This window comes from Nocardioides sp. NBC_00163, from assembly GCF_045206295.1.
GTDB lineage: Bacteria > Actinomycetota > Actinomycetes > Propionibacteriales > Nocardioidaceae > Nocardioides.
The window spans coordinates 4528949-4553475 of sequence record NZ_CP108155.1 but is presented as its reverse complement, the minus strand read 5'-3'; the positions used below and the strand labels follow the sequence as shown (position 1 = coordinate 4553475).

Below are 24527 nucleotides of genomic sequence, written 5' to 3'. Positions count from 1 at the left end.
ACGGTAGTCCAATACGTCTTCTGGATAGTCTGACGGGCGTGCGTATCGCCACCTGGAACATCAACTCCATCCGCTCCCGCATCGACCGCGTCGAGGCCTTCGTCGAGCGACACTCGATCGACGTGCTCGCCCTGCAGGAGACGAAGGCCAAGCCCGACCAGATCCCGACGATGGGCCTGGAGGCCCGCGGCTACGAGGTCGCCTCGGTCGGCTACGACCAGTGGAACGGCGTCGCGCTGATCTCCCGGGTCGGGCTGACCGACATCCAGGTCGGGTTCGAGGGGATGCCGTCGTTCAAGGACGTCGCCGAGGCCCGCGCGCTCACGGCGACCTGCGGTGACGTACGGGTGACCTCGGTCTACGTCCCCAACGGCCGCAAGCCGGACGATCCCCACTATGCCTACAAGCTGGAGTGGCTCGCGGCCCTGCAGAAGGCCTCGCAGGCCTGGCACGACGGACCCTCGGCCATGGTCGGCGACTGGAACGTCTGCCCCTTCGACGAGGACTGCTTCGACCCCAAGCAGTTCGTCGGCAAGACCCACCTCACCCCCGCCGAGCGCGACGCCTTCTTCGCCATCGAGAAGGACTTCAAGGACGTCGTACGCCCCTTCGTGCCCGGCCCGGAGGCCTACACCTACTTCGACTACTACCGGCAGCGTTTCGAGCGCAACCGCGGCCTGCGCATCGACTTCGTCCTCGGCTCCCCTTCGTTCGCCTCACGGGTGACGGGCGCGTCCGTCGATCTCGACGAGCGCAACCCCGCGATCGGCACCGGCTCCCCCTCCGACCACGCCCCGGTGATCGTCGATCTCGCCGACTGACGACGATGCCGTGAAACGGGAGCGCCGGGGAACGGTCTGGTCCCGCGGCACGGTCTGCGCGGTCCTCCTTCTCGTCATCGCCGGCGCGATCCTCTTCCGCGCCCATCTCCCATCGGCGTTCGGTATCGGCAGCCTCGTGGAGACGTTCCTGCCGTGGCTCGGCGCCGTGGCGGTGCTGGTCCTGCTCGTCGGGCTGGCGCGACGGTCGGCCGCCGCGGTCATCGCGTTCATCGTGCCCGCCGTGGCCTGGGGCTGGACGTTTCATCCCAAGCTCTCCGACGTTCCCGCCTCGAACCCCGACCTGGTCGTCGTCCAGCACAACGTGAGCGACACCAACACGGATATCAGCGGGACCGTCCGCGAGATCCTCGCTGCCTCGCCCGACATCGTGACGCTGAACGAGGTGGTTCCCGAGCTGGTCGGCGACTACAGCCGGGCGTTCGGAGCTGCCCTCCCGCACCACGAGACGTACGGCACCGTCGGGGTGTGGTCGGCACGACCTCTCGAGAACGCGACACCTCTCGATCTGCGCCCGGCGGGCGTGGACGCGTCGTGGAGACGTGGGCTGCGGGTGGAGACGAGGCCTGCCGACGACGCCCCGGTCGTCGCGGTGTATGCGGTGCACCTGCCCTCGATCCGGCTGGGCGTCCGCGGCCTGGACGTCACGGCGCGCAACGGGAGCATCAAGCTTCTCGCCGAGGCCTTGCGGGCGGACGACGCCGAGGTCGTGATCGTCTCCGGCGACTTCAACGCAGACGCGGGTGACCGCGCGCTACGTCCGGTCATCTCCCAGGTCAGCGAGCCGCAGGACCGCTTTGGGTTCACCTTCCCGGCAGCCCTCCCTGCCATCCGCATCGACCACGTCTTCGCCCGTGGCGCCGAGGTCGAGGACGTACGACCGTTGGACCGGACCGGGAGCGATCACCTTCCCGTGGTCGCGCTACTTCGGTGGCAGTGACTCGGCGGTGGCGACGCCGCGCTCGACCCAGCCGGCGAGGGCATCGCCGTTGAGCAGGTCGGCGGCGACGTTGACGTAGCCGGACATCGTCCGGGCACCCATGATCATCGGCTCGGCGCCTGCCGCGAGGGCGGCCTCGTAGGCCGACTTGCCGGTGCGTACGAGCAGGTCGTCGGCACCGACCGCGCACGCCATGTTGCCGTTCACCATGAACGCCAGCCCACCGAACATCTTCACCTCGGTGGCGCCGGCGGGCATCAGGTCCCGGACGCGTTCGGCCAGCTCGACGTTGTGGGCCATGCCTCCATGGAACCACGAACCGCCGACCGTGCCCATCCGAACAAATTGTCGGTGGTCCCTGCGAGTATCGATGTCATGGAGATCTGGATCCTCGTGCTCGGACTGGTGATCGGTCTTGCCCTGGGCGTCGTGCTCGGGGTGCTGTGGGCGCGGGCCCGGAGCGTGGGGACGGTCGCGGCCGGGATGGTGGACCAGGCCGAGGTGATGCAGGGGCTCGACCGGCTCAGCGACCAGATGCAGCATCTCGACCGGGAGCGGGCCCGCTGGCAGGGACAGTTCGAGACGGAGGTCGGGCGGCTCCAGACCGAGACCCGGTCGCTGTCGACGGCGCTGCGGAAACCTCAGGTCAGGGGCCGCTGGGGCGAGATGCACCTGCGCCGCGCGGTGGAGCTCGCCGGCCTGGTCGACAAGTGCGACTTCTCCGAGCAGGTCCATCTCGAGGACGGGCGACTGCGACCCGACCTGGTGGTGCACCTGTCCGGCAACAAGGAGCTGGTCGTCGACTCCAAGGTCCCCCTCGACGCCTACCTCGACGCCGCGTCCGCGGACAACGAGGACGACTACCGCGCTCACCTGCGCAGACACACCGCCCAGCTGCGTACGCATGTGGACCAGCTGGCCTCGAAGTCCTACTGGCGCTTCCTGGAGGAGTCGCCCGAGTTCGTCGTGCTCTTCGTGCCGGCGGAGTCGTTCCTCTCGGCGGCGCTGGAGACCGAGCCCGGCCTGATCGAGTACGCCGCGGAGCGCCGGGTCGTGCTGGCCTCACCGACGACACTGATCGCGCTGCTGCGCACGGTGGCGCACGGATGGTCCCACGAGGCGCTCGCCGAGCAGGCCCGGGAGATCCACCGGCTCGGCCGTGACCTGCACCAGCGCCTGTCCACCATGTCCGGCCACCTGGACGGGATCGGACGCTCCCTCAACACCGCGGTGACCCGCTACAACCAGGCGATCGGATCCCTCGACAACCGGGTCCTGGTGGCCGCCCGTCGTTTCAATGAATTATCGGTAACCGACGATGAACTCGAGACGCCGCGTCCGGTGGAGATACGCGCTGTGGAAAGGCTGAGCAGCGTAAGGGAGGATGATCGGCGCGCCGCCGAAAATGACGGTGTGCCGGGCCCTACCGTGGGTTCTGATACACAGGCTGCATTCGAGAGATCGTGACCCCATGAGCGAGCGCCAGCGAGCGACCATAAGCCTCAGGCCGTCGCGTCCGTACCATGGCGCTTGCGCAACGGAGGCGGCGGCATGAGTCAGCGCACCATCTGGGAGGAAGGACGCGAGTCCGGCCGCCATGTTGTCGCGCTCGGATCCGCCACCTCGCTGACGGTCACCTTCGTCGATCTGCTCATCGACGACCAGATCGGCCTGCTCTTCGACTTCACCTTCGTGGCGATCGCGCTGACGCTCGCGCTGATCGTCAGACCCAGCGACTTCTTCGTGGTCGGCGTGCTCCCGCCGCTGATCATGCTCGGCATCTTCATCCTGCTGGCCGCGACCCAGCCCGGGTCGATCGCCGACGCCGGGGACGGCTTCGTCCAAGCCGTGGTCAGCGGCCTCGGGCACCACGCGATCAGCCTGTTCATCGGCTACGCCCTGTGCCTGGGCTGCCTGGTGATGCGCCGCCGGGTTCTGAAACAGCGCACCGAGACCCGCGACGAGGTCGAGCGCGAACGCGCCCTGGCCTCCTGATCAGTCCAGCGCCAGGAACCCGGAGACGTCGCCGGCACCCTCACGGATGACCTCGGGCTCGCCGTCGGACCAGTCGATGACCGTGGTCGGCTCGGCCGGGGTCTCACCGGCCTCGATGACGATGTCGACCTGGTGGTCGAGCGCCTCCTTGACGTTCCACCCGAAGACCTCCGGCTCGGTCTCGCCGGGCAGGATCAGCGTCGAGGACAGCAGCGGCTCACCGAGCTCCTCGAGCAGCGCCTGCACGACGGCGTGCTCGGGGATGCGTACGCCCACGGTCTTCTTCTTCGGGTGCATCAGCCGTCGCGGCACCTCAGGGGTCGCCGGCAGGATGAACGTGTAGGGCCCCGGGGTCGCGCTCTTGATCGCCCGGAAGGCGCTGTTGTCGACGTGGACCATCGTGCCGAGCTGCGCGAAGTCCTTGCAGATCAACGTGAAGTGGTGGCGGTCGTCGAGGCCACGGATCTTGAGGATCCGGTCGCGACCGTCCTTGTTGCCGATCCGCGAGCCGAGCGCGTAGCCGGAGTCGGTCGGGTACGCGATCAGCTGGTCGTCGCGCAAAGCATCGACGACCTGGCTGATCAGACGGGACTGCGGGTTGTCAGGGTGTACGTCGAGAAATCGGGCCACCCCTCGACCCTAACGCCCATCACGGGTCGGGGATCAACCCCTCGCGGCAGCGGCTTTCAGGTCCTTGCGGAGTTCCGTGGGCAGCGCGAAGATCAACGACTCCTCGGCGCTCTTGTGTGCCAGGGCGTCGGGGAAGCCGCGCTCCTTGAGGAACTCGACGACACCCTCGACCAGCTTCTCGGGCACGCTGGCACCAGAGGTGACCGAGACGCTGCGTACGCCATCGAGCCAGGACTCGTCGATCTCACTGGCGTCGTCGACGCGGTAGGCCGCCTTGGCGCCGGCCTCGAGCGCGACCTCGACCAGGCGGACCGAGTTGGAGGAGTTGCCGGAGCCGACGACGATGACCAGGTCGCTGGCCCCGCCGATCTCCTTGACGGCCTGCTGGCGGTTCTGGGTGGCGTAGCAGATGTCGTCGCTGGGCGGGTCGAGCAGCTCGGGGAACTTCACCCGGAGCGCGGCGACCGTCTCCATGGTCTCGTCGACCGAGAGGGTGGTCTGGGAAAGCCAGACGACCTTGGAGGGGTCGGCGACCTCGAGTCCGGGTACGTCACCGGGACCCTCGACGAGCGTGGTCGCCTCCGGCGCCTCACCCATGGTGCCCTCGACCTCCTCGTGACCGGCGTGGCCGATCAGCAGGATGCTGTAGCCCTCGCGCGCGAACCGCTTGGCCTCCAGGTGGACCTTGGTGACCAGCGGGCAGGTCGCGTCGATCGTCTTCAGCTCACGCACTGCGGCGTCGGCGTGGACCGCTGGGGAGACACCGTGGGCGGAGAAGACGACGGTCGCACCCGAGGGCACCTCGTCGAGCTCGTTGACGAAGATCGCGCCGCGGTTGCGCAGATCGTCGACGACGTGCTTGTTGTGCACGATCTCCTTGCGCACGTAGACGGGCGCGCCATAGAGGTCCAGCGCCTCCTCGACGGTGATCACGGCCCGGTCCACCCCGGCGCAATAGCCGCGCGGCTCCGCGAGGAGGACAGCCTTCTCGTCGTCGGAGATCAGGCGTGGGGTGCCGAGGTCGATGCTCATGGGACCAGTCTAGAGACCGTGGCGTGACACCTCTAATGTCGGTGGCCCGCTCTAGGGTTGGCGGCATGGCCCTGGACACCTCCCCCGAGTCGCCCGCTCCGGTGCGGCAGATCGCGAACGCGATCGGCGGCTGGATCGACAAGCTCGGGGCGGTCTGGGTGGAGGGGCAGGTGGCCCAGATGAGCCGGCGGCCGGGGATGCAGACCGTCTTCCTGACCCTGCGCGACTCGGTGGCCGACATCTCGGTGCCGGTGACGTGCACGCGGTTCCTGCTCGACAGCCTGAATCCGCCGCTGGTCGAGGGCGCCTCGGTGATCATCCACGCGAAGCCGTCCTACTACGCCAACCGCGGCACCTTGTCGCTGCAGGCCCGCGACATCCGTCCGGTCGGGCTCGGTGAGCTGCTCGCCCGGCTCGAGCAGCGCCGGCAGCTGCTGGCCGCCGAGGGGCTCTTCGCTGCCGAGCTGAAGCGCCCGCTCCCCTTCCTGCCGACCAAGGTCGGGCTGCTCACCGCCGCGAACTCAGCGGCCGAGCGGGACGTGCTCGAGAACGCGAAGCGGCGGTGGCCGCAGGTGCGGTTCGAGGTGGCGTACGCCGCGATGCAGGGGGCGCGCAGCGCTGCCGACGTCGTCGAGAAGCTGCAGCGGCTCGACCGCGACCCCGAGGTCGACGTGATCGTCATCGCCCGCGGCGGCGGTTCGGTCGAGGACCTGCTGCCGTTCTCCGACGAGCACCTGATCCGTGCGGTGCACGCCGCGCGCACCCCGGTCGTCTCCGCGATCGGCCACGAGCCCGACTCGCCGCTGCTGGACCTGGCCGCCGACGTACGTGCCTCGACGCCGACCGATGCCGCCAAGCTCGTCGTACCCGACGTGGTCGAGGAGCAGCGGATCGTCGCGACCGGACGCGACCGGCTCCGCGGCGGGATCGCCGCACTGATCCACCGCGAGCAGACGCTCCTGGACGCGTTGCGCTCGCGGCCGGTGCTGGCCGACCCGCGCTCCCTGATCGACGCCCGCCGCGACGAGGTGACCTCGCTGCGCGACCGTGCCCGCCGGACCGTCGGGCACGCCCTCGACCGGGCCGCCGACGACATCGGCCACCATCGCGCTCGCGCTCGCGCGCTCTCACCCCTGGAGACGCTGAGACGGGGGTACGCCGTCGCCCAGGATGCGGACGGACACGTCCTCACCAGCGTCGCCGACGCCGCCGAGGGCGAGGCGGTCAGCATCCGCCTCGCCGACGGCCGCCTGACAACGACCATCACCTCGATCGAGAAGACTGAGCCCACTAAGGACGTAGCCGATGACTGACGACGACAAGAACCTGTCCTACGAACAGGCCCGCGAGGAGCTGGTCGAGGTCGTCCGCAAGCTCGAAGCCGGCGGCATCACCCTCGAGGAGTCCCTGGCCCTGTGGGAGCGCGGCGAGAAGCTGGCCACGCTGTGCCAGGAGTGGCTCGACGGCGCCCGGAAGAAGATCGACGCCGCCATCCACGACTGACGAGACGTCGCTCCCGCCGCCCGAGGCGGGTGACGTCTCGCTACTTCAGGGGCTCGGTGGTGACGAGGGCGAGGTAGTCGCGTACGTCGCCGTCCTTGGGACCCCAGAGCATCAGCGTCTGGCCGTCGACCTCGGCGGAGTAGCCGGTGTCGCCGCCAGAGTCGGACCATTCGGTCCAGGTGTCGGCGACGTCGGTGTCGATGCTGACCTCGTCGCCCTCCTTGGCCTGTGTGTCGATGTTCTTCTGAGCCAGCGCCTGCGCCGAGCGGGAGGAGAGCTCCAGGCCGACGTAGGAGGTCTCGCCCTTGACGAACGACATGGTCCACGACGGCTCGTCGCCGCCCTGGTAGGACGGGTCGGTGTTGGCGTACCAGCCTGAGGGCAGCTCGCGCGGGTAGACGACGTCGAGGTCGGCGACCTGGGCGCTGCGTACGGCCTCGGCCCAGTCCGCCTTGTAGGTCTCGTTGGCTCCGCTGACCTCGCGCTCGAGGTTGCCGCGCCACTGCACGATCAGCACGATCGGGACGACGAGGACGAGCAAGAAGATCATCGACCCGATCAGGGCACCGAACGTGCGTGGGTAGCTGCGCGCCGGGGTCTCCGGCTGCTCGCCCGCCGGCTGATTCGACGGCTGGGCGGGCTGCTGCTGATCGGTGTCGCTCACGCCCTCCATGGTCCCACTCGGTCGATGTTCCCTCGAATCGTGGTCCCGACAAGCTCGACCACCGAATCGGAGCGTTCCGCAGATGAGGACACTTCGCGCGTGATTTCGCCGCAGATGCGATACTCCTCCCGTGACCACCTACCGTATCGCCGAAGCCGCTGGCCTCCTCGGCGTCAGCGACGACACCGTGCGCCGCTGGATCGACGCGGGACGGATCGAGGCGAGCACGGAAAACGGCCGGGCGGTCATCGACGGCATCGTTCTGGCCGAGCTGGCCTCGGAGCTGGCCGATGCCCCCGATCCGGTCCGGGCGAAGGCGGTCAGCGCCCGCAACCGGATGCTCGGGATCGTCACCAAGACCACCCTGGACACCGTGATGGCCCAGGTGGAGATGGTCTGCGGGCCCTACCGGATCGTCTCCCTGATGAGCGCCGAGGCCGCCATCGAGCTGGGCCTCGAGCCCGGTGTCAGCGCGGTCGCATCCATCAAGTCAACCAACGTCGTCGTGGAGCGCCCATGATCAAGAACCCACGAATCGGTGCCACCGTCGCGGTGGCGGCCGCCCTCGCGCTCGCCGGCTGCGCGAGCTCGAGCGAGGGGTCGGAGGACCGGGAGCTGACCGTCTTCGCGGCGGCCTCGCTAACCGACACGTTCACCGAGCTGGCCGAGCAGTTCGAGAAGGACCACCCCGGCGTGAGGGTGACCACCAGCTTCGGCGGCTCCTCCGACCTGGTGGCCCAGATCGAGGACGGCGCCCCGGCGGACGTCTTCGCCTCGGCCGACACCAAGAACATGGACAAGCTCGGCGACCTGGCCGCCGACCCGCAGGACTTCGCCGCCAACACGCTGGAGATCGCCACGCCTCCGGGCAACCCGGCCGAGATCACCGGCTTCCAGGACCTCGCCAAGGCCGGGAACAAGGTCGTCGTCTGCGCGGCCGAGGTCCCCTGCGGCAACGCGACCGCTCAGATGGAGGAGGAGACCGGCGTCGACATCGAGCCGGTCAGCGAGGAGCAGTCGGTCAGCGATGTACTCGCCAAGGTCACCTCCGGTGACGCCGATGCCGGGGTCGTGTACGTCACCGACGTGACCGCCGCCGGCGACACCGTGACGGGCGTCGAGTTCGACGAGGCCGACCAAGTCGTGAACACCTACCCGATCAGCACCATCGACGGCTCCGATGAGGCCGACCTCGCGCAGGAGTTCGTCGACCTGGTGCTGAGCGGGACCGGGCAGAAGGTACTGACCGATGCCGGCTTCAGCCAGCCCTGATCTTCTCGGGACCGCCAGGCGGACGGACCGGCAGAGGGGGGTCGGTCCGTCCGTCGGTATGCCACGCTGGCTGTGGTTCCCGGCGGCCCTCGCGGCGGCGTTCATCATCCTTCCGCTCGCCGCGATCATCCTCCGCGTCGACCTGGCGAGCTTCCCGGCGCTGATCACCTCGCCATCCGCGCTGGAGGCGCTCTGGCTCAGCCTGCGCACCTCGGTGGCGAGCACCGCGCTGTGCATCCTCCTCGGCGTACCTCTCTCCACCGTCCTCGCCCGCACCAGCTTCCGGGGTCAGGGACTGGTGCGCTCGCTGGTGCTCCTTCCGCTCGTGCTGCCCCCGGTCGTCAGTGGCCTGGCGCTGCTCTACACCTTCGGCCGGCGGGGCCTACTGGGACAGTCGCTGGACCTGGTCGGCATCCAGATCCCGTTCACCACCCTCGCCGTGGTGATGGCGCAGACGTTCGTCGCGCTGCCGTTCCTGGTGATCAGCCTCGAGGGCGCGCTGCGCACCAGCGGCACCCGCTACGAGGCGGTCGCGGCCACCCTCGGCGCTCGCCCGACCACCGTCTTCCGGCGCGTCACACTTCCGCTGGTCGGCCCCGGCCTGCTCTCCGGGTCGGTCCTGGCCTTCGCTCGCTGCCTGGGCGAGTTCGGCGCCACCATCACCTTCGCCGGCAACCTGCCCGGGATCACCAGCACGATGCCGCTGCAGGTCTACCTGCTCCGCGTCGACGACCCGGACGCGGCGGTCGCGCTATCACTGGTGCTGGTCGTCGTCGCGGTCGCCGTGATCGGCTTCGCCCGCCACGGGAGAGCCCTATGAGCAAACTTCATCTGCGTGCGGTGATCCCCCAGCGCGGCATCGACGTCACCCTCGACGTGGCCGCCGGCGAGACGGTCGCGCTCACCGGCCCCAACGGCGCCGGGAAGTCGAGCATCCTCGGCGTGATCGCCGGGCTCCTGCGTCCCGACGAAGGCGAGGTACGCCTCGGCGACCGCATCCTCGACCGCACTCCCCCGCACGCCCGCGGGATCGCGCTCCTCGCCCAGGACCCGCTGCTCTTCCCGCACCTGTCGGTGCTGGCCAACGTCGCCTTCGCGCCCCGGGCCCGTGGCGTACACCGCCGCCAGGCCAACGAGCTCGCCACCCGCCACCTCACCGAGGTCGGCGCCGAGATGCTCGCTGGGCGCAGACCCACGCAGATCTCCGGCGGTCAGGCCCAGCGGGTGGCGGTCGCCCGGGCGCTCGCGGCCGACCCCGAGCTGCTCCTGCTCGACGAGCCGATGGCCTCGCTCGACGTCGACGTACGTCCCGCGCTGCGGCAGACCCTGCGTACCGCCCTCGAGGACCGGACCGCCATCATCGTCACCCACGACGCTGCTGACGCCCGCGCGCTCGCCGACCGGGTGGTGGTGATCGAGCACGGTCATATCGTCGAGGACGGCCCCACCGAGCAGGTTCTGAACGACCCGCAGTCGGGTTTCGCTGTGAGGCTTGTCTCTGGATCGATCAAGTGACACCGTGGCCGCTCCGCCGCGCCCGGCGGATAGATTGACCCTATGAACGACACCCAGCCGCTCGGCGTCGCCCCCACCGCTCCTGACCGCAACCTGGCCCTGGAGCTCGTGCGCGTGACGGAGGCCGCGGCGATGGCCGCCGGCCGCTGGGTGGGTCGCGGCGACAAGAACGGCGCCGACGGCGTCGCGGTCAACGCGATGCGCACGATGATCTCCACCGTCGCCATGAACGGCACCGTCGTGATCGGCGAGGGCGAGAAGGACAACGCCCCGATGCTCTACAACGGCGAGGACGTCGGCGACGGCACCGGCCCCGACTGCGACGTCGCCGTCGACCCGATCGACGGCACCACCCTGTGCGCCAAGGGCATGAGCAACGCCGTCGCGGTGATGGCGGTCGCCCCGCGCGGCAGCATGTACGACCCCAGCGCCGTCTTCTACATGGAGAAGCTGGTCACCGGGCCCGAGGCCGCCGACGTCGTCGACATCCGCCTCCCCGTCGCCGAGAACATCGCCGCGGTGGCCAAGGCGAAGGACACCAAGGCCTCCGACATCACCGTGATCGTGCTCGACCGGCCGCGCCACGACAAGATGGTCGAGGAGATCCGCGAGACCGGCGCCCGGATCAAGTTCATCGTCGACGGCGACGTCGCCGGCGCGATCTCGGCGGCCCGTGCCGGCTCCGGCGCCGACCTGCTGATGGGCATCGGCGGCACTCCCGAGGGCATCGTCGCCGCGTGCGCGATGAAGGCACTCGGCGGCACCATCCAGGGCCGGCTGTGGCCCAAGGACGACGAAGAGCGCCAGCGCGCCCTCGACGCCGGCCACAACCTCGACCCCGACTTCGTGCTCCACACCGACGACCTGGTCACCGGCGACGACTGCTTCTTCGTCGCCACCGGCATCACCGACGGCGACCTGATGCGTGGCGTGCAGTACCTCCCCCACGGCGCCATCGTCACCGACTCCCTGGTGATGCGCAGCCGCTCTGGCACGATCCGCAAGGTCACCTCGGAGCACCAGCTCGCCAAGCTCCAGGCGTACAGCGCGATCGACTTCTGATCCTCGCCCGGCGCTTGCGCCGGCCGGATGCGCGGCAAGGACCTCTTGGTCCTTGCCGCGCTTCTCGTTGTCCTTCTTGTCCCCGAAGTGACCGCCCGTGGCGCCACTTTGTTGCTATCTTGTGGTTCGACACGAGCATTGATGAGCGTCTCAGGTGTATGTCACTCGGGGAGGCATCGTTGTGACGGACCCATTCTTCGCCGCGCTGCGCACGCGTCGTCCAGACGTCGACATCGTCATCCTGCCTCCGGCAGACCCTCCCGAGCCCTCACCCGAGGCAACGACCGATGAGCTGAGCCGGTCGGCGCAGGTGGTGGACGCGACCGTCGCAGCAATCGCCGCACGCATGCCGGAGCCGACCTCGGACGGACCGAGGTGGGAGCCCTACAACAGCGAGAACGTACGTCGCCGGGCCCAGCTCGAAACTCGAACGGCCGACGGCGGCGCGATCCTGGCCGGCCTCGATCAGGCGTTCCGAGACGCGAGGTGGCACTCCAGCGTCGAGGTGAAGGCCTTTCATCGATGGACCGCTTCCCGAGCGGACGTCCAGGTCGTCGGCACCTGGTCCGAGCGTCATCACCGGCTCGTGGTGACCGTGACCGGCCGGGTCCTCCGCCCCACGCCGACCGTGCGGGCGGCGCTGGCATGACGCTCCACGTCGAACCCACCAAGGTCCAGTCCACGGCTGCCGCGTGGGATACCGAGAATCTCCATCTCACTGCTGCGGCGAAGCAGATCAACGATGCCGGCGCAGGTGGCTTCACGCCGACCGTGGCGAGTCTGGTCGGACAGTTCATCGAGGCGTGGCAGGCGATCGCGACGAAGTCCGCGCGCTCAGCCGAGTCCCAGGCCGACGGGCTGAGGAGCACCGCGATCGGCATCCTCGAGACCGACGCGAAGACCGACATCGATGCCTCGTTCGCACTGAGCAGCATCAGGGAGATCCGGTGAGCATCACCGTCTCCCTCCCCCCGAGGCCGAGCGAGACGCCCGAGTTCACCGCGGACGGTCAGAAGGTGCAGGAGATCGGGTCCACCCTGCGCACCTCGTCGTCGATCTTCGACGACCACGGCTCGTTCCTCGGTGGAAAGGCGAAGGACTCCGGCCTCCTCGACGGCCAGGCGGCCGCCGCGTACGCCCAGGCACTCAGCCCCATCGGCAAGCATGCCGATGCCTGCTCGCTGGCGTTGCGCGCCGCGGCCAACGCCGTCCTGGGCCATGGCGATGAGCTGGTCGACCTCGAGAGGCGTCATCAGGATCTGAAGGGAGAACGGGAGCGCCTGACCCGCCAGGTCGACGCGCTCGCCGCCCGAGCGAACCCGCTGCCCACCGACGAGGCCGAGCTCCGGAATCTCCAGGCGGACTGCGACCGCTGCACCGACCAGATCGAGACGTACGAATCCGATCTGGTGAAGTGGGCCGAGGATCTCAGGGCCAGCGAGGAGAAGGTCGCGGCTGCGCTCCGCGATGTGATGACCGAGCGGCAGATCGACCAGAAGTACGCCGGAGTCGCCGACCCCGCTGACACCGCCAGGGACTCGATGCCGTCGAGCAAGGACCCCACGGCGGTCAAGGCGTGGTGGGACGGCCTCACCGAAGAGCAACGAGCGGGCATGACCGCCGCCTACCCCGAGATCGTCGGAAACACCGACGGCATCCCGGCGACCGACCGCAGTGACGCGAACACGATCTCCCTGGACCGCGACCTCGCCGAGCTCGGCGCCATCCCCGAGGACCAGCGCACCGAGGACGAGCAGACCCGCTACGACAACGCAAAGGCCGCAGATGTCGCGCGTGACAAGATCGAGAGGTCCAGGGACCCGATGACGAACGAGAACTACGACGCCCAGGTCTACATCTATGACCCGATGGCGTTTGGCGGCGACGGGCGTGTCGCGATGGCGGTCGGCGACCTCGACACGGCGCGCAATGTATCGGTCAGTGTGCCGGGCTTGACCACCGACATGGAGTCGTCCCAGTCGAATGCCGAGGATGTGATCAACCTCCATCAGGCAGCTTCGTTCGAAGGCGGCACCAGCACAGCCACCATGTTCTGGATCGGCTATGACGCGCCCAGCGGAGCCGACTCGGCCGGTGTTGCGGCCGAGGGCATGGCCACCGCCGGCGGGGAGCGGCTCGCCGACACCCTCGACGGCCTCAACGCCATGCGTACCGACGACTTTCACCTCACCGCCATCGGCCACAGCTACGGCTCGACGACCGTCGCGCACGCGATGACCGACGGCCGCCCTGACGTGGACGACGTCGTCCTGCTGGGCAGCCCCGGAGCCGGCGACGATGCCGACTCCGCCGACGACCTGGGCGTCGGCTCGGGACATGTCTTCGTCGGCACGAACAGCGAGGACCTCGTCGGCCGGCTGGGGCAGACAGGATGGATCAGCCCGGCAGCCGTCGGCGCGGGTGTGCTCACCGGTCCCCTCGGTGGCGCCGTCGCCCAGCTGGCCGGTGCCGGCCTCGGCCACAACCCGGCCGAGGACGACTTCGGTGCCGTACGCTTTCAGGCCGAGAGCACCAGCAGGGGGTCGGTCCCCAACATCGACGACCACGTCAAGTACTACGACCACGACTCGGAGTCACTCGCCAACATGGCCCACATCGTCAACGGGCAGTACGACGACGTGGTGCGCGCCGGGCAGGTGCACGACCCGTGGTACCGCGACCCGGTCGACCCCGAGAGCGACCGCACCCCGACCAGCCCGGACACGGACGGCCAATGACGGCTCGGGCCCTGGCCGCCGTGATGGCGACACTGACGATCCTGCTTACCGGAGGGTGTGGCGGAGTGAGCGACAAGACCTACGCCGAGCTCGAGCAACAGCGAGACGACGTACTCACGTGGGCACGCGAGCTGTCGGCCGCTGCCTCAACGACACTTGCCACGTCCCCCGAGGACGCAACGGAGGCGTACGACGGCGTGGATCAGAAGGGGCTTTCGGACAAGTACAAGTCGTACAAGTACGACGTCCAAGCCGACTTCGTCACGGAGCAACAGGACCCGCTCAACGCGCTGCGCGATGAGCTCGAGGAGTTCAGCCCAACGTTCAGTGGGAACTCGCTGCGGCTTTCGCACGGTGACCTGACCGCCCACTTCCAGACCTACCCGAATGCCCCCGGGGCGGTCGGCCTCGTCGTTCAGGGGCCACCGATCGAGATCGATCAGGAAGACATGAGCGACTGGGACGGCTTCGTCGTCGCTGAACCGGTCGACCTGCAATGACGACCCGGTAAAGTTTGCGCATGACCACCGCCGCCGAGCCGACCGAGTCCACCGCCTTCCTCCCCGGAGGGGTCGAGCTGGCGTACGACACGTTCGGCAGTCCCAGCGCTGATCCGCTGCTGCTGATCATGGGTCTCGGCGGCCCGATGACCTGGTGGAACACCGAGCTGTGCGAGCAGCTGGCCCAGGCCGGGTTCTACGTGGTGCGCTACGACAACCGCGACATCGGCCACTCCTCGCCCCACCCCTCCGACGAGCGGATCACGCTCGCGAGGCTGGCCCGGGCGTTCGCGGGGCTGCCGACCCCGTCGCCGTACGCGATGGACGACCTCGCGGACGACGCCGCCGCGCTGCTGACCCATCTCGGCATCGACTCCGCGCACGTGTGGGGCGTGTCGATGGGCGGGATGATCGCCCAGACCCTCGCCATCCGCCACCCCGACCGAGTGCGCTCGGTCTGCTCGACGATGTCCACCACCGGCCGTCGCGGGGTCGGCTTCCAGCACCCGACCCTGCTGCCCGCGCTGGTCATCAAGAAGCCCGGTCTGGAGGGCTACATCGAGCGCCAGATCAAGGGCGGTGTCCAGATCGGCTCCCCCGGCTTCCCCGAGCCCGAGGACGAGGTACGCCGGCGGGCGATCGACACCTGGAACCGCGGCGTCAGCGGACCGGCCGTCGCGCGGCAGATGCTCGCCGTGCTCACCCAGCCCGACCGCACCGAGGAACTCGGGCGCATCAAGGTCCCGTTCAGCGTGATCCACGGGCTGACCGACAAGATGGTCCATGTCTCCGGCGGCCGAGCGACCGCCGCGGCCGTCCCAGGCTCGGAGATCACCCTGTTCAAGGGCATGGGCCACGACATGCCCCGTGCGCTGTGGCCGGCCTTCATCAAGGTCGTACGCCGCACCGCTGACCGAGCCGCCGACCGCACCGTCTCCGCGTAGCGGATGCGCACCACGGTCCCCGAGGGCGAGTCGGGCTCGATGCTCGCGAGGGCGCTCGCGGACGTCGCCGAGCCCATCGAGGACGAGGCGGTGACCGCGAAGCTCCTCGACGCCGCCGCGGAGCAGTTCCGCCAGATCGGGATCAGGCGGACCACCATGGAGGAGGTCGCGAACCGCGCCGGGGTCGCCCGGATCACGGTCTACCGGCGCTTCGCCAACAAGGACGCCCTGGTCGAGCAGGTCGTACGCCGCGAGTTCCGGCGCTACTTCGACCAGTTCGTGCTCGACATCGCCGATGCGGCCGACGCGGCCGAGCGCGTGGAGATCGGCTTCGCCAGCGCGATGCGGGCGATCCGCGGAAACCCGCTCATCGGGGGCCTGCTCACCGTCGAGACCGACTCGCTGGTGCACTCCATCGTCGGCGACGGCGGCCGCACCGTGGCCACGATCGCGCGCTTCGTCGCGGGCCAGCTGCGTCGCGAGCAGCGGGCCGGGAACGTACCTGCCGAGATCGATGTCGACCTCGTCGCCGAGCTGATGGTCCGCACCTCGACCTCGTTCCTGGTCACCCCGAGCGAGGTCGTCGACATCGACGACGAGACGCAGCTGCGCGCGCTCGCCCGGCTGTTCCTGGTGCCGCTGATCGACCCCGGCAGCCGCCCGAACTAACCTTCGTCCGGGCCCCGGAGATACCGTGAGAGCATGCACGACCACGGCTCCCTGCCCCCGCTCGGTTGGTCCGAGTTCTTCACCACCTGGAGTCTCCAGCCCGGCTGGCTGCTCGCCGCGGTCATCCTCGCCGCGGGCTATCTCACGCTCCGCAACGCCGCCGGCCCTGCCTCGACTGTCAAGGGCTGGCGGGTGGCGTCGTTCCTGACCGGGCTCGGCCTGATGTACGTCGTGGTCGCATCGGCCATCAACGGCTACGCGATGGCGCTGGCCTGGATGCACATGGTGCTCCACCTGACGCTGATCATGGTCGTACCCACGCTCCTGGTGCTCGGACACCCGCTCACCGTCATCGCCGAGACCGGCCCGCGGGCCGAGCGCGCGATGCGCTCGCTCCCGGTCACCATCCTGATCCACCCGGTCACCGGCACCCTGCTCTACTCGGTGGTCATCATCGGCACCCACCTGTCCGGGTTCATGGACTCGATGGCACAGAGCACCTCACTGATGGTCGGCGAGCAGGTGCTCTACGTCGTCGCCGGCTTCCTCTTCCTCACCGGCGCGATCGGCGAGGAGAAGGTACGCACCGACCTGCCCTACCTGGGCAGGATCGCGCTCCTCGTCGTCGGGATGGTGCCCGACACGATCGTGGGAATCGTGATGCTGCAGACCGAGCGCGACCTCTACCCGGTCTACTCCGCCGCCCGTCCCGAGTGGGCGCTGGACGCGGTGAAGGACATCCAGACCGCCGGCGGCCTGATGTGGGCCGGCGGCGACGGCGGCATGATGCTGCTCGCCATCGGCCTGGTCATCGCCGTCGTCTCCTCACCCGAGCGCCGGGCCAAGATGACCGGCCGCTTCCTCGACGGCGTACGCAGCAGCCGGCTCGCCGAGGAGAGCGCCCGGGGAACGACTGAGGGCCCCGCCGAGCCGGGATCCGTGGATCCCGACAGCGACGAGGCCCTCGATGCCTACAACGCGATGCTGGCCAGAATGAACCAGCACCACTGAGTCAGTTGACGCGCAGGCCCGACTCGGTGTCGAAGACGTGGACGTCCTCGGGGTCGGTGGTGACGTAGATCGTGTCGCCCTTGCTGACGTGGTCCTTGGACGAGACCCGGACGATCAGGGTCGACGGGACACCCTCGACGTCGCTGGTGCCGTAGACGTAGGAGTCGGAGCCGAGCTCCTCGACCACGGTCACCTGGACCGGCAGCCCGCCCTGGCCCTCGCCGATGACCCGGAAGCTCTCCGGGCGCACGCCGACGGTGATCTGCGTGGGCATGTCGGTGGTGCCGACCGGAACGACGTACTCCCCGATCTTGGCGCCGCCGCCATCGGCGGCGGTGGCCTTGATGAGGTTCATCTGCGGCGAGCCGATGAAGCCGGCGACGAAGAGGTTGACCGGCTTGCGGTAGAGGTTGAGCGGGGTGTCGACCTGCTGCAGCTCACCGTTGTTCATCACCGCGACGCGGTCGCCCATCGTCATCGCCTCGACCTGGTCGTGGGTGACGTAGACGGTGGTGATGCCGAGGTCGGCCTGGAGCTTGGCGATGTCGGTGCGGGTCTGCACGCGCATCTTGGCGTCGAGGTTGGAGAGCGGCTCGTCCATGCAGAAGACCTGCGGCTGGCGGACGATCGCGCGACCCATGGCAACACGCTGGCGCTGACCACCGGAGAGCGCCTTCGGCTTGCGGTCGAGGTAGTCGGTCAGGCCCAGGGTCTTGGCGGCGTCGGCGACGAGCTTGTCACGCTCGGCCTTCGGGACCTTGGCCATCTTCAGCGAGAACGCCATGTTCTCGGCGACGCTCATGTGCGGGTAGAGCGCGTAGTTCTGGAAGACCATCGCGATGTCGCGGTCCTTCGGGGCCACGTTGGTGACCTCGCGGTCGCCGATCCTGATGGCACCGGAGTTGACCTCCTCCAGCCCGGCGAGCATGCGCAGGGTGGTGGTCTTACCGCATCCGGACGGGCCGACGAGCACCATGAACTCGCCGTCCATGATCTCGAGGTCGATGCCCTTGACCGCGGGCTCGTTGGCGCCGGCATACCACCGCTGCGCCTTCTCGAACGTAACTGTTGCCATGATTCCGTTGTCTCCTTCACCGGCAGGTACGTGCCGGACGATCCGTTGTGAAGTGACCGAGGACACATTTCCTCGGCGGAGACACCATAGCCCAGATCAGTTATCAGCGCGTCAAAGCCCGGCACACAGCTGGTGCGCAACCCTCGTAGGCGTTCAACCGGCGCATCAGGTCACGGGCGTACGGCTTCGCGTGGTCCTCTGCGAAGACGTTGCGGTCCTCCCACGGCCGGTCATAGCGGTAGAGCTCGTAGGCGTAGTCGGTGCCCTTCCAGGACTTGTCCAGGTCGAACCGGACCAGCAGCCCCTGCGAGCCGCGCACCGCGATGTAGGACGGGATGATGTCGATGGTGCCGCCCGAGCCCTTGTCGAGATCGACCTCGCCGGGGTGCGACTTGGCGTAGGTGTGCTCGAAGAAGGCGTACCGCCCACCCGGCAGCCGCGGCCGGCCCAAGGTCTCCGCGAACGAGCTGCCGGAGACGTAGGACGGGGTCGGGGCGCCGGCGATGTCGAGGAAGGTCGGCGCGAGATCGATGTTGTTGACGAACTGGCTGCGCTTGCCCGGCACCACGTCGGGGCCGACCACGACCATGGGCACGCGGGTGTCGGAGTCGTACGGCGCGCCCTTGCCGCCGTTGAGCTGGTGCTGGCCGAGGTGGAAGCCGTTGTCGGAGGTCAGCACGATGTAGGTGTCATCGCCGGCGGCCTCGCGCACCTGGGTGATCATCCTGTCGATCGACTGCACCATCCGGGCGCGGTCGCGGTACTGGCTCAGCGCGGTCTCGTCGGTCAGCGAGACCTTGTTGGTGCGCCAGGCAGGAGCCTGCGACGTACGTCCCCCGCGGCCGAGGTAGGTGGGCGCGTTGTCCCAGCGGTCGTCGCCGTAGCCGACCAGGTCCTTCAGCGTCAGGCCGGCGCACGCGACCCGGCCGCAGTTGCCGCCCGCCGGGTCGCCGGCGGGCGCCTGGTCGGCGAACGCGGGCGGGAACCAGGTGTCCAGGCCCGGGTAGTGGTGGCCGAGGCGCGAGTGGGGCCCGTACGCGGCGATCTCGAGGAAATAGGGCTCCTCGTCGTCGCGGTGCTCCTGGATGAAGGCGAGGGCGTAGTCACGGGTGACGTTGGTGGCGTACCCGGCGTCCTTGACGGCCGGGCCGGCGGAGGTCGGCGGCCGCGGGTGGTTGCGCAGCTGCACCGCGTCGTTGTCGTCGAGGAAGGTGCTCTGGTAGCCCCAGCCGCCGTAGGCGCCGCCGAGGAGGGCGTTCCAGGAGTCCCAGCCGGGCACCTTGGGCGGCGGGACGCGCTTGCCGTCGGCGCCGATGGTGGCCTCGTAGGCGTTGATGTACTTCCCCACGAACCCGGTCGTGTAGCCGGCCTCCTGGAGCCCGACGCTGAACTGCTTCTCGAGGTTGCCGTAGCGCTGGAACGCCGACCAGCCGCCGACCGGGTGCTCCGGGTCGTTCTGGGTGTTGGTGAGGACCTTGGTGTGGTGCGGGGTCTGCCCGGTCAGCAGCGCCGCGCGCGAGGGGCAGCAGAGCGAGTCGATGACGAAGGAGTTCTGGTACGTCGCACCCTCGGCCGCCATCCTGGTCGCCTCCGGCATCGTGCGGAGCAGCTCCAGGGAGAAGTCGTCCATCAGGATCAGGACCATGTTGGGGCGCTCGTCGGTCGTGGCGGCCAGCTCCGCCGCCTCCTCGACCGGCGCGGCCGACGGTTCGGCGGCAGCAGAGCCGGCAGCCACCGTCTTCGGGCCGAGGACCAGGAGTCCGGCGATCAGGGCCACGACCGCCAGGAGTGCGGCGCCCAGCAGTGCGCTCCACTTCGGCTTCATCCCGAGACTCCTTTGTCTAGTATTCAACTGCACTATATCTGGTTCAAGCGAGGTTAGTGCCTCATTTCCAGGCACGACAAAATGGGTCCGCGGAGCGGACCCCAAGGGGCGTGCACAGCCCCGAGTTGGTGTTGCTCAGTGCAGCTCGTGCGGCGGCGGCATCTTCAAATGCCTGGAGCCCTTCGCTTCCTTCAGCGGCTTGCGGATGACGGTGACGCCACCCATCAGCGCCAGGCCCTTCACCCGCAGCACCGGACCGCCGGTCGGCTCGATGCCGCGCGGACCGACGTAGCCGCCCATGATCCCGACTCCCTGCATCACGACCTGGACATCGGGGCCGACGGTGATGTTGACCCCGCCCATGATCGCGTTGGCGTAGATCACGGTCTCCTGCGCGGAGAACTGCGCCTGGCGCATGTCGAGCTCGGCGCCGCCCATCAGGGCGATCACGTTGCCGGTCGCCGGCACCGTCCAGACCCCGCGCCGGTCGACGCCGCTCATGATCGCGACGTAGAGCTGGCTCTCGATCGGGTTGGCGGCGAAGACCGCGGGGCTGTTCGCGGCTGCGGGCTTGGACACCGGTACCGGCGGCGCCGGGGTGCCCACGGCCGGCAGGTCGACGGTGATCGGGATCAGGTCGGCGTACGTCTTGGCCTTGAAGGTCGCCTCGAGGCGGTCGTCGAGCTCGTCGATCTCCAGGCGGCCCTCGCCTGCGGCCTCGCGCAGGATGTCGGCCACCTTGTGGCGGTCGGCATCGCTGATCCGGAGGTTCGGATCAGGATTCTGGCCGCGAAATGGCTCGGGGGTCGTTCCCATGGGGCGAATGCTAGTGGGGGGCTCGGAGAAACGCCTCAACAATCCCCCGATGGCATTCACTCCAGGCCGAGGTGCTGCCTCAGCGTGCGCTTCGGGCCGCGCGGAGCCCGGCGCTTGACGGTCACGTCACCCAGCACCGCGATGCCGCGCACCCGCACCACCGGCGAGTCCGCCGCGAGCACCTCGGGCACCTTCTCCGACGGCTCCTTGAAGTCGCCGAGGACGCCGTTGCCCTCCACGATCACGTGCACGTTCGGCGGGACGGTGACCTTCACGCTGCCCAGGACGGAGGTGGCGTTGATGACCACCTCACGCGCTGAGTAGTGCGCCTCGCGCAGGTCGATGTTGGCGTCGCCCAGCACCGCGTGGACAGAGAACTGCTGCGGAACCACCCACACGCCCTTGCGCTCGACGTTGCTCAGGAACGCGCTGGCGCTGTCGCTCGCATCGCCCTCGCCGTAGACGACGGGGACCGCGCCGGCGGCGGGCGCCGCGGGCATCACCGGCGCATGCCCAGCGACCGGCAGATCCTGCGTGATCGGCTCCAGGTCGGCGTACGTCTTGGCCTTGTAGGTCTCCTCGAGCCGCTCCTCGAGCTCGTCGATGTCCAGGCGGCCCTCGCCGGCAGCCTCGCGCAGGATGTCGGCCACCGCGTGGCGGTCCGCATCGCTGACGCGCAGGTCGGGTCGGCGGGGCTGGCCAGGTTGCGGTTCAGGGAGTCCCATGGTCCTGAATGCTATCGGCGTAGGTGTCGCCCGTCTCTCAGGTTCTACCCTGAGGCTGGGCACTGACCATTTGGTGCGTACCCCAGTAAATAGTGGGTACTCCCGCAGCCGGGCGACGTCCGCCAGCATGGATGATGTGTCAGAAACCGATAGAAACCCGACCCCCTTGACCGACGTCACCGTGCTCGGCCTCGGCGCGATGGGCAGCGCGCTGGCGACCGCGTTGCTCGACGGCGGCCGCTCCATGACCGTCTGGAACCGCACGCCTGGCCGCGCCAAGGACCTGGTGACCCGCGGCGCCGGTGCCGCGGACTCGGTCGCCGCGGCGGTGCTGGCCAGCCCCGTGGTCATCGCCTGCCTGCTCGATCACTCCTCCGTCGAGGAGACCCTCGGACTGGCGGTTGACGAGCTGCGCGGCCGAACCCTGGTCAACGTCACCACCACCACACCCAACGAGGCCCGCGCACTCGCCTCCTGGACGGCCGAGCACGGCATCGACTACCTCGACGGCGCCATCATGGCCGTGCCCGCCATGATCGGGTCCCGCGCGGGCCAGATCTTCTACAGCGGCTCACGGGCGGCGTACGACGCCCTCCTGCCGACGCTCGACGTCTGGACCACGAGCGAGTACCACGGCGAGGACGCCGGCCAGGCGTCGCTGGTGGATCTGGCGATGCTGTCGGGGATGTACCAGATGTTCACGGGCTTCTTCCACGGTGCCGCGATGGCCGCCACCATGGGGATGAGCGCGTCGGACTTCGCCGCCCGGCAGGCTCCCTTCCTCGCCGCCATGACCGAGGAGCTCGCCGGCTACGCGAAGGTCATCGACGGCGGCGACTACACCGTCGCGGGCCAGCAGAGCCTGGAGTTCTCCGACCTCTCGCACATCGTGCGTGCCAGCGAGGAGCAAGGGATCGATCCCGCCCCGATCGCCGCCGTCCAGGCGCTGATCAGCAGAGAGATAGACGCGGGGTACGGCTCGGAGGGGCTCCCCAGGGTCGTCGAGAGCCTGCGCGCCGACGGGTGACGCTGGGGCGACGGTGCCCTGGCCGCCGGCCGGCCAGGGCACTGTCGCGTCGGGTCAGTCGGCGAGCGGGAGATACACGCGGCTCCCCGCTGCCGCGAACTCCTTCGACTTCTCCAGCATCCCGGCCTCGATCTCCTCGGGGGATGCGCCGTTGTCGCCGCCGAAGCGGTCGCGTACGTCCTGGCTGATCTTCATCGAGCAGAACTTCGGGCCGCACATGGAGCAGAAGTGGGCGGTCTTGGCGTTCTCCGCCGGCAGGGTCTCGTCGTGGAAGCTCTCCGCGGTGACCGGGTCCAGCGAGAGGGCGAACTGGTCACGCCAGCGGAACTCGAAGCGGGCCTTGGAGAGCGCGTCGTCGTGGTCGCGGGCGCCGGGGTGGCCCTTGGCGATGTCGGCGGCGTGGGCGGCGAGCTTGTAGGTGATCACGCCCGTCTTCACGTCGTCCCTGTCCGGCAGGCCGAGGTGCTCCTTGGGGGTGACGTAGCAGAGCATCGCGGTGCCGTGCATCGCGATCGTGGCCGCGCCGATGGCGCTGGTGATGTGGTCGTAGCCGGGCGCGATGTCGGTGGCGAGCGGGCCGAGCGTGTAGAACGGCGCACCGTGGCACCACTCCTGCTGGAGGCGTACGTTCTCCTCCACGAGGTTGAGCGGGACGTGCCCGGGGCCCTCGACCATGACCTGTACGTCGTGCTCCCAGGCCCTCTCGGTGAGCTCGGCCAGCGTGCGCAGCTCGCTGAGCTGGGCCTCGTCGTTGGCGTCGGCGGTGGAGCCCGGGCGGAGCCCATCGCCGAGGGAGAAGGCGACGTCGTACTGCTTGAAGATCTCGCAGAGCTCGTCGAAGTGGGTGTAGAGGAAGCTCTCCTGGTGGTGCGCGAGACACCAGCCGGCCATGATCGAGCCGCCTCGGGACACGATGCCGGTGACGCGGTTCGCGGTGAGCGGGACGTATCTCAGCAGGACTCCCGCATGGATCGTCATGTAGTCGACGCCCTGCTCGGCCTGCTCGATGACGGTGTCCCGGAACACCTCCCAGGTCAGCTTGTCGGCCTCGCCGTTGACCTTCTCCAGGGCCTGATAGATCGGGACGGTGCCGATCGGGACGGGTGAGTTGCGCAGGATCCACTCGCGGGTGGTGTGGATGTCGTCGCCGGTGCTCAGGTCCATCACCGTGTCCGCGCCCCAGGTGATCGCGTGGGTGAGCTTGTCGACCTCCTCCGCGATGCTGCTGGTGACCGCGGAGTTGCCGATGTTCGCGTTGATCTTCACCAGGAAGCGCTTGCCGATGATCATCGGCTCGGACTCGGGGTGGTTGACGTTGTTCGGGATGATCGCCCGGCCCGCCGCCACCTCCTCGCGGACCAGCTCGGGGTCGCAGCTCTCGCGCACCGCGACGTAGGCCATCTCCTTGGTGATGATGCCCTGGCGCGCGTAGTGCATCTGGGAGATGTTGGCGCCCTTTCGCGGCTTCCGGCGCTCGCCCTGCCATTCCTCGGTGGCTGCTCCGCGGCGTACGGCGGTCTTGCCGTTGTCCCGGAGGTCTGCCGGGCGTCCGTCGTACTGCTCGGTGTCGCCGCGTTCCTCGATCCATTCGAGGCGGCGGGGCGGAAGGCCCTGCTCCGGCTGCGAGCCGGGGCCCTCGGTGCAGTAGCGGTCGAAGGTCTCGCCGTTGGTGAGCGCGACCCGGGTCACCGGGACCTTCAGGTCGCCGATCTCGAGGCGGGTGTGGGCGGGGTGCACGGTCATGC

General features: G+C 69.1%; 28 protein-coding genes. 19 read left to right on the top strand and 9 right to left on the bottom strand.

Annotation, left to right across the window (positions count from 1 at the left end):
• Positions 1–38 precede the first annotated feature (38 nt).
• Both OG801_RS21740 and OG801_RS21735 read left to right on the top strand, forming a co-directional pair.
• Positions 39–821, top strand: coding sequence for an exodeoxyribonuclease III (locus OG801_RS21740; RefSeq protein ID WP_355018496.1), 783 nt, complete (start codon positions 39–41; stop codon positions 819–821).
• A 10-nt stretch (positions 822–831) separates the two neighbouring features.
• A complete protein-coding gene (locus OG801_RS21735) occupies positions 832–1779 on the top strand; it encodes an endonuclease/exonuclease/phosphatase family protein (protein ID WP_355018495.1) in 948 nt (315 codons plus the stop codon).
• Here OG801_RS21735 and OG801_RS21730 read toward each other — a convergent pair.
• Positions 1762–2079, bottom strand: coding sequence for a TfoX/Sxy family protein (locus OG801_RS21730; protein WP_406031302.1), 318 nt, complete (start codon positions 2077–2079; stop codon positions 1762–1764). The genes OG801_RS21735 and OG801_RS21730 overlap by 18 nt on opposite strands.
• A gap of 75 nt (positions 2080–2154) precedes the next feature.
• On the opposite strand from OG801_RS21730, the gene OG801_RS21725 reads away from it, so the two are divergent.
• Together OG801_RS21725 and OG801_RS21720 are read left to right on the top strand one after the other, a co-directional pair.
• Positions 2155–3246 carry a DNA recombination protein RmuC gene (locus OG801_RS21725; RefSeq protein ID WP_406031300.1) on the top strand — a complete coding sequence of 364 codons (1092 nt, stop codon included), beginning with the start codon at positions 2155–2157 and terminating at the stop codon, positions 3244–3246.
• Between the two features lie 84 nt (positions 3247–3330).
• On the top strand, positions 3331–3774 hold the full coding sequence (locus tag OG801_RS21720) for a DUF6542 domain-containing protein (RefSeq protein ID WP_350720373.1): 444 nt from the start codon (positions 3331–3333) through the stop codon (positions 3772–3774).
• Here OG801_RS21720 and OG801_RS21715 read toward each other — a convergent pair whose 3' ends face one another.
• Positions 3775–4404, bottom strand: coding sequence for an L-threonylcarbamoyladenylate synthase (locus OG801_RS21715; RefSeq protein ID WP_406031298.1), 630 nt, complete (start codon positions 4402–4404; stop codon positions 3775–3777).
• A gap of 33 nt (positions 4405–4437) precedes the next feature.
• Positions 4438–5436 (bottom strand): 4-hydroxy-3-methylbut-2-enyl diphosphate reductase, encoded by a 999-nt coding sequence (locus tag OG801_RS21710; RefSeq protein WP_355018490.1) that lies wholly within the window; start codon positions 5434–5436, stop codon positions 4438–4440.
• Between the two features lie 65 nt (positions 5437–5501).
• On the opposite strand from OG801_RS21710, the gene xseA reads away from it, so the two are divergent.
• Positions 5502–6749, top strand: a complete 1248-nt coding sequence (xseA, locus tag OG801_RS21705; RefSeq protein WP_355018489.1) for an exodeoxyribonuclease VII large subunit — start codon at positions 5502–5504, stop codon at positions 6747–6749.
• Entirely contained in the window at positions 6742–6939 is a 198-nt protein-coding gene (locus OG801_RS21700; protein WP_406031295.1) for an exodeoxyribonuclease VII small subunit, read from the top strand. Before xseA ends, OG801_RS21700 begins: the two co-directional genes overlap by 8 nt.
• Before the next feature lie 40 nt (positions 6940–6979).
• On the opposite strand, the gene OG801_RS21695 is transcribed toward OG801_RS21700, so the two are convergent.
• A complete protein-coding gene (locus OG801_RS21695) occupies positions 6980–7603 on the bottom strand; it encodes a DUF4245 family protein (RefSeq protein WP_406031293.1) in 624 nt (207 codons plus the stop codon).
• A gap of 130 nt (positions 7604–7733) precedes the next feature.
• Between OG801_RS21695 and OG801_RS21690 the strand changes: the two genes are divergently transcribed.
• From OG801_RS21690 to OG801_RS21635, 12 genes are all read left to right on the top strand, one after another.
• Entirely contained in the window at positions 7734–8123 is a 390-nt protein-coding gene (locus OG801_RS21690) for a TOBE domain-containing protein (RefSeq protein WP_355018486.1), read from the top strand.
• On the top strand, positions 8120–8875 hold the full coding sequence (modA, locus tag OG801_RS21685) for a molybdate ABC transporter substrate-binding protein (RefSeq protein WP_406031290.1): 756 nt from the start codon (positions 8120–8122) through the stop codon (positions 8873–8875). The genes OG801_RS21690 and modA overlap by 4 nt, the downstream gene beginning before the upstream one ends.
• A gap of 58 nt (positions 8876–8933) precedes the next feature.
• Positions 8934–9695 carry an ABC transporter permease gene (locus OG801_RS21680; RefSeq protein WP_355018484.1) on the top strand — a complete coding sequence of 254 codons (762 nt, stop codon included), beginning with the start codon at positions 8934–8936 and terminating at the stop codon, positions 9693–9695.
• Positions 9692–10390 (top strand): ATP-binding cassette domain-containing protein, encoded by a 699-nt coding sequence (locus OG801_RS21675; protein ID WP_406031288.1) that lies wholly within the window; start codon positions 9692–9694, stop codon positions 10388–10390. The genes OG801_RS21680 and OG801_RS21675 overlap by 4 nt, the downstream gene beginning before the upstream one ends.
• 42 nt (positions 10391–10432) lie before the next feature.
• On the top strand, positions 10433–11452 hold the full coding sequence (gene glpX, locus OG801_RS21670; RefSeq protein WP_355018482.1) for a class II fructose-bisphosphatase: 1020 nt from the start codon (positions 10433–10435) through the stop codon (positions 11450–11452).
• A 181-nt stretch (positions 11453–11633) separates the two neighbouring features.
• Positions 11634–12101, top strand: a complete 468-nt coding sequence (locus OG801_RS21665; RefSeq protein WP_355021918.1) for a hypothetical protein — start codon at positions 11634–11636, stop codon at positions 12099–12101.
• Positions 12098–12403, top strand: coding sequence for a hypothetical protein (locus tag OG801_RS21660; RefSeq protein WP_406031286.1), 306 nt, complete (start codon positions 12098–12100; stop codon positions 12401–12403). Before OG801_RS21665 ends, OG801_RS21660 begins: the two co-directional genes overlap by 4 nt.
• On the top strand, positions 12400–14190 hold the full coding sequence (locus OG801_RS21655) for an alpha/beta hydrolase (protein ID WP_406031284.1): 1791 nt from the start codon (positions 12400–12402) through the stop codon (positions 14188–14190). Before OG801_RS21660 ends, OG801_RS21655 begins: the two co-directional genes overlap by 4 nt.
• A gap of 23 nt (positions 14191–14213) precedes the next feature.
• On the top strand, positions 14214–14690 hold the full coding sequence (locus tag OG801_RS21650) for a hypothetical protein (RefSeq protein ID WP_406031282.1): 477 nt from the start codon (positions 14214–14216) through the stop codon (positions 14688–14690).
• Between the two features lie 20 nt (positions 14691–14710).
• Positions 14711–15634: an alpha/beta fold hydrolase gene (locus tag OG801_RS21645; RefSeq protein ID WP_406031280.1), complete on the top strand. Its 924-nt coding sequence runs from the start codon at positions 14711–14713 to the stop codon at positions 15632–15634.
• Positions 15635–15637: 3 nt separating this feature from the next.
• Positions 15638–16303 carry a TetR/AcrR family transcriptional regulator gene (locus tag OG801_RS21640; RefSeq protein ID WP_406031278.1) on the top strand — a complete coding sequence of 222 codons (666 nt, stop codon included), beginning with the start codon at positions 15638–15640 and terminating at the stop codon, positions 16301–16303.
• Between the two features lie 33 nt (positions 16304–16336).
• Entirely contained in the window at positions 16337–17314 is a 978-nt protein-coding gene (locus OG801_RS21635; protein ID WP_355021912.1) for a cytochrome c oxidase assembly protein, read from the top strand.
• 1 nt (position 17315) lies between these two features.
• Here the strand turns inward: OG801_RS21635 and OG801_RS21630 are convergent, their stop codons facing one another.
• From OG801_RS21630 to OG801_RS21615, 4 genes are all read right to left on the bottom strand, one after another.
• Complete coding sequence (locus OG801_RS21630) at positions 17316–18389, bottom strand: sn-glycerol-3-phosphate ABC transporter ATP-binding protein UgpC (RefSeq protein ID WP_355021911.1); 1074 nt, start codon at positions 18387–18389, stop codon at positions 17316–17318.
• Between the two features lie 103 nt (positions 18390–18492).
• Entirely contained in the window at positions 18493–20214 is a 1722-nt protein-coding gene (locus OG801_RS21625; RefSeq protein ID WP_406031275.1) for a sulfatase-like hydrolase/transferase, read from the bottom strand.
• Positions 20215–20349: 135 nt separating this feature from the next.
• Positions 20350–21030: a DUF1707 domain-containing protein gene (locus tag OG801_RS21620; RefSeq protein WP_406031273.1), complete on the bottom strand. Its 681-nt coding sequence runs from the start codon at positions 21028–21030 to the stop codon at positions 20350–20352.
• A 56-nt stretch (positions 21031–21086) separates the two neighbouring features.
• Positions 21087–21755: a DUF1707 domain-containing protein gene (locus OG801_RS21615; protein WP_406031271.1), complete on the bottom strand. Its 669-nt coding sequence runs from the start codon at positions 21753–21755 to the stop codon at positions 21087–21089.
• Positions 21756–21921: 166 nt separating this feature from the next.
• On the opposite strand from OG801_RS21615, the gene OG801_RS21610 reads away from it, so the two are divergent.
• Positions 21922–22782: an NAD(P)-dependent oxidoreductase gene (locus OG801_RS21610; RefSeq protein ID WP_406031270.1), complete on the top strand. Its 861-nt coding sequence runs from the start codon at positions 21922–21924 to the stop codon at positions 22780–22782.
• 54 nt (positions 22783–22836) lie between these two features.
• On the opposite strand, the gene thiC is transcribed toward OG801_RS21610, so the two are convergent.
• Entirely contained in the window at positions 22837–24525 is a 1689-nt protein-coding gene (gene thiC, locus OG801_RS21605) for a phosphomethylpyrimidine synthase ThiC (protein WP_355021906.1), read from the bottom strand.
• Positions 24526–24527: the final 2 nt, after the last annotated feature.

What these genes read in the sequence shown, in the direction of transcription:
- OG801_RS21730 (WP_406031302.1), bottom strand. Translation starts at nt 2,079, where the DNA reads ATGGCCCACAACGTCGAGCTGGCCGAACGCGTCCGGGACCTGATGCCC.
- OG801_RS21725 (WP_406031300.1), top strand. Translation starts at nt 2,155, where the DNA reads ATGGAGATCTGGATCCTCGTGCTCGGACTGGTGATCGGTCTTGCCCTG.
- OG801_RS21720 (WP_350720373.1), top strand. Translation starts at nt 3,331, where the DNA reads ATGAGTCAGCGCACCATCTGGGAGGAAGGACGCGAGTCCGGCCGCCAT.
- OG801_RS21710 (WP_355018490.1), bottom strand. Translation starts at nt 5,436, where the DNA reads ATGAGCATCGACCTCGGCACCCCACGCCTGATCTCCGACGACGAGAAG.
- xseA (WP_355018489.1), top strand. Translation starts at nt 5,502, where the DNA reads ATGGCCCTGGACACCTCCCCCGAGTCGCCCGCTCCGGTGCGGCAGATC.
- OG801_RS21700 (WP_406031295.1), top strand. Translation starts at nt 6,742, where the DNA reads ATGACTGACGACGACAAGAACCTGTCCTACGAACAGGCCCGCGAGGAG.
- modA (WP_406031290.1), top strand. Translation starts at nt 8,120, where the DNA reads ATGATCAAGAACCCACGAATCGGTGCCACCGTCGCGGTGGCGGCCGCC.
- OG801_RS21680 (WP_355018484.1), top strand. Translation starts at nt 8,934, where the DNA reads ATGCCACGCTGGCTGTGGTTCCCGGCGGCCCTCGCGGCGGCGTTCATC.
- OG801_RS21675 (WP_406031288.1), top strand. Translation starts at nt 9,692, where the DNA reads ATGAGCAAACTTCATCTGCGTGCGGTGATCCCCCAGCGCGGCATCGAC.
- glpX (WP_355018482.1), top strand. Translation starts at nt 10,433, where the DNA reads ATGAACGACACCCAGCCGCTCGGCGTCGCCCCCACCGCTCCTGACCGC.
- OG801_RS21660 (WP_406031286.1), top strand. Translation starts at nt 12,098, where the DNA reads ATGACGCTCCACGTCGAACCCACCAAGGTCCAGTCCACGGCTGCCGCG.
- OG801_RS21650 (WP_406031282.1), top strand. Translation starts at nt 14,214, where the DNA reads ATGGCGACACTGACGATCCTGCTTACCGGAGGGTGTGGCGGAGTGAGC.
- OG801_RS21645 (WP_406031280.1), top strand. Translation starts at nt 14,711, where the DNA reads ATGACCACCGCCGCCGAGCCGACCGAGTCCACCGCCTTCCTCCCCGGA.
- OG801_RS21640 (WP_406031278.1), top strand. Translation starts at nt 15,638, where the DNA reads ATGCGCACCACGGTCCCCGAGGGCGAGTCGGGCTCGATGCTCGCGAGG.
- OG801_RS21635 (WP_355021912.1), top strand. Translation starts at nt 16,337, where the DNA reads ATGCACGACCACGGCTCCCTGCCCCCGCTCGGTTGGTCCGAGTTCTTC.
- OG801_RS21630 (WP_355021911.1), bottom strand. Translation starts at nt 18,389, where the DNA reads ATGGCAACAGTTACGTTCGAGAAGGCGCAGCGGTGGTATGCCGGCGCC.
- OG801_RS21625 (WP_406031275.1), bottom strand. Translation starts at nt 20,214, where the DNA reads ATGAAGCCGAAGTGGAGCGCACTGCTGGGCGCCGCACTCCTGGCGGTC.
- OG801_RS21620 (WP_406031273.1), bottom strand. Translation starts at nt 21,030, where the DNA reads ATGGGAACGACCCCCGAGCCATTTCGCGGCCAGAATCCTGATCCGAAC.
- OG801_RS21615 (WP_406031271.1), bottom strand. Translation starts at nt 21,755, where the DNA reads ATGGGACTCCCTGAACCGCAACCTGGCCAGCCCCGCCGACCCGACCTG.
- thiC (WP_355021906.1), bottom strand. Translation starts at nt 24,525, where the DNA reads ATGACCGTGCACCCCGCCCACACCCGCCTCGAGATCGGCGACCTGAAG.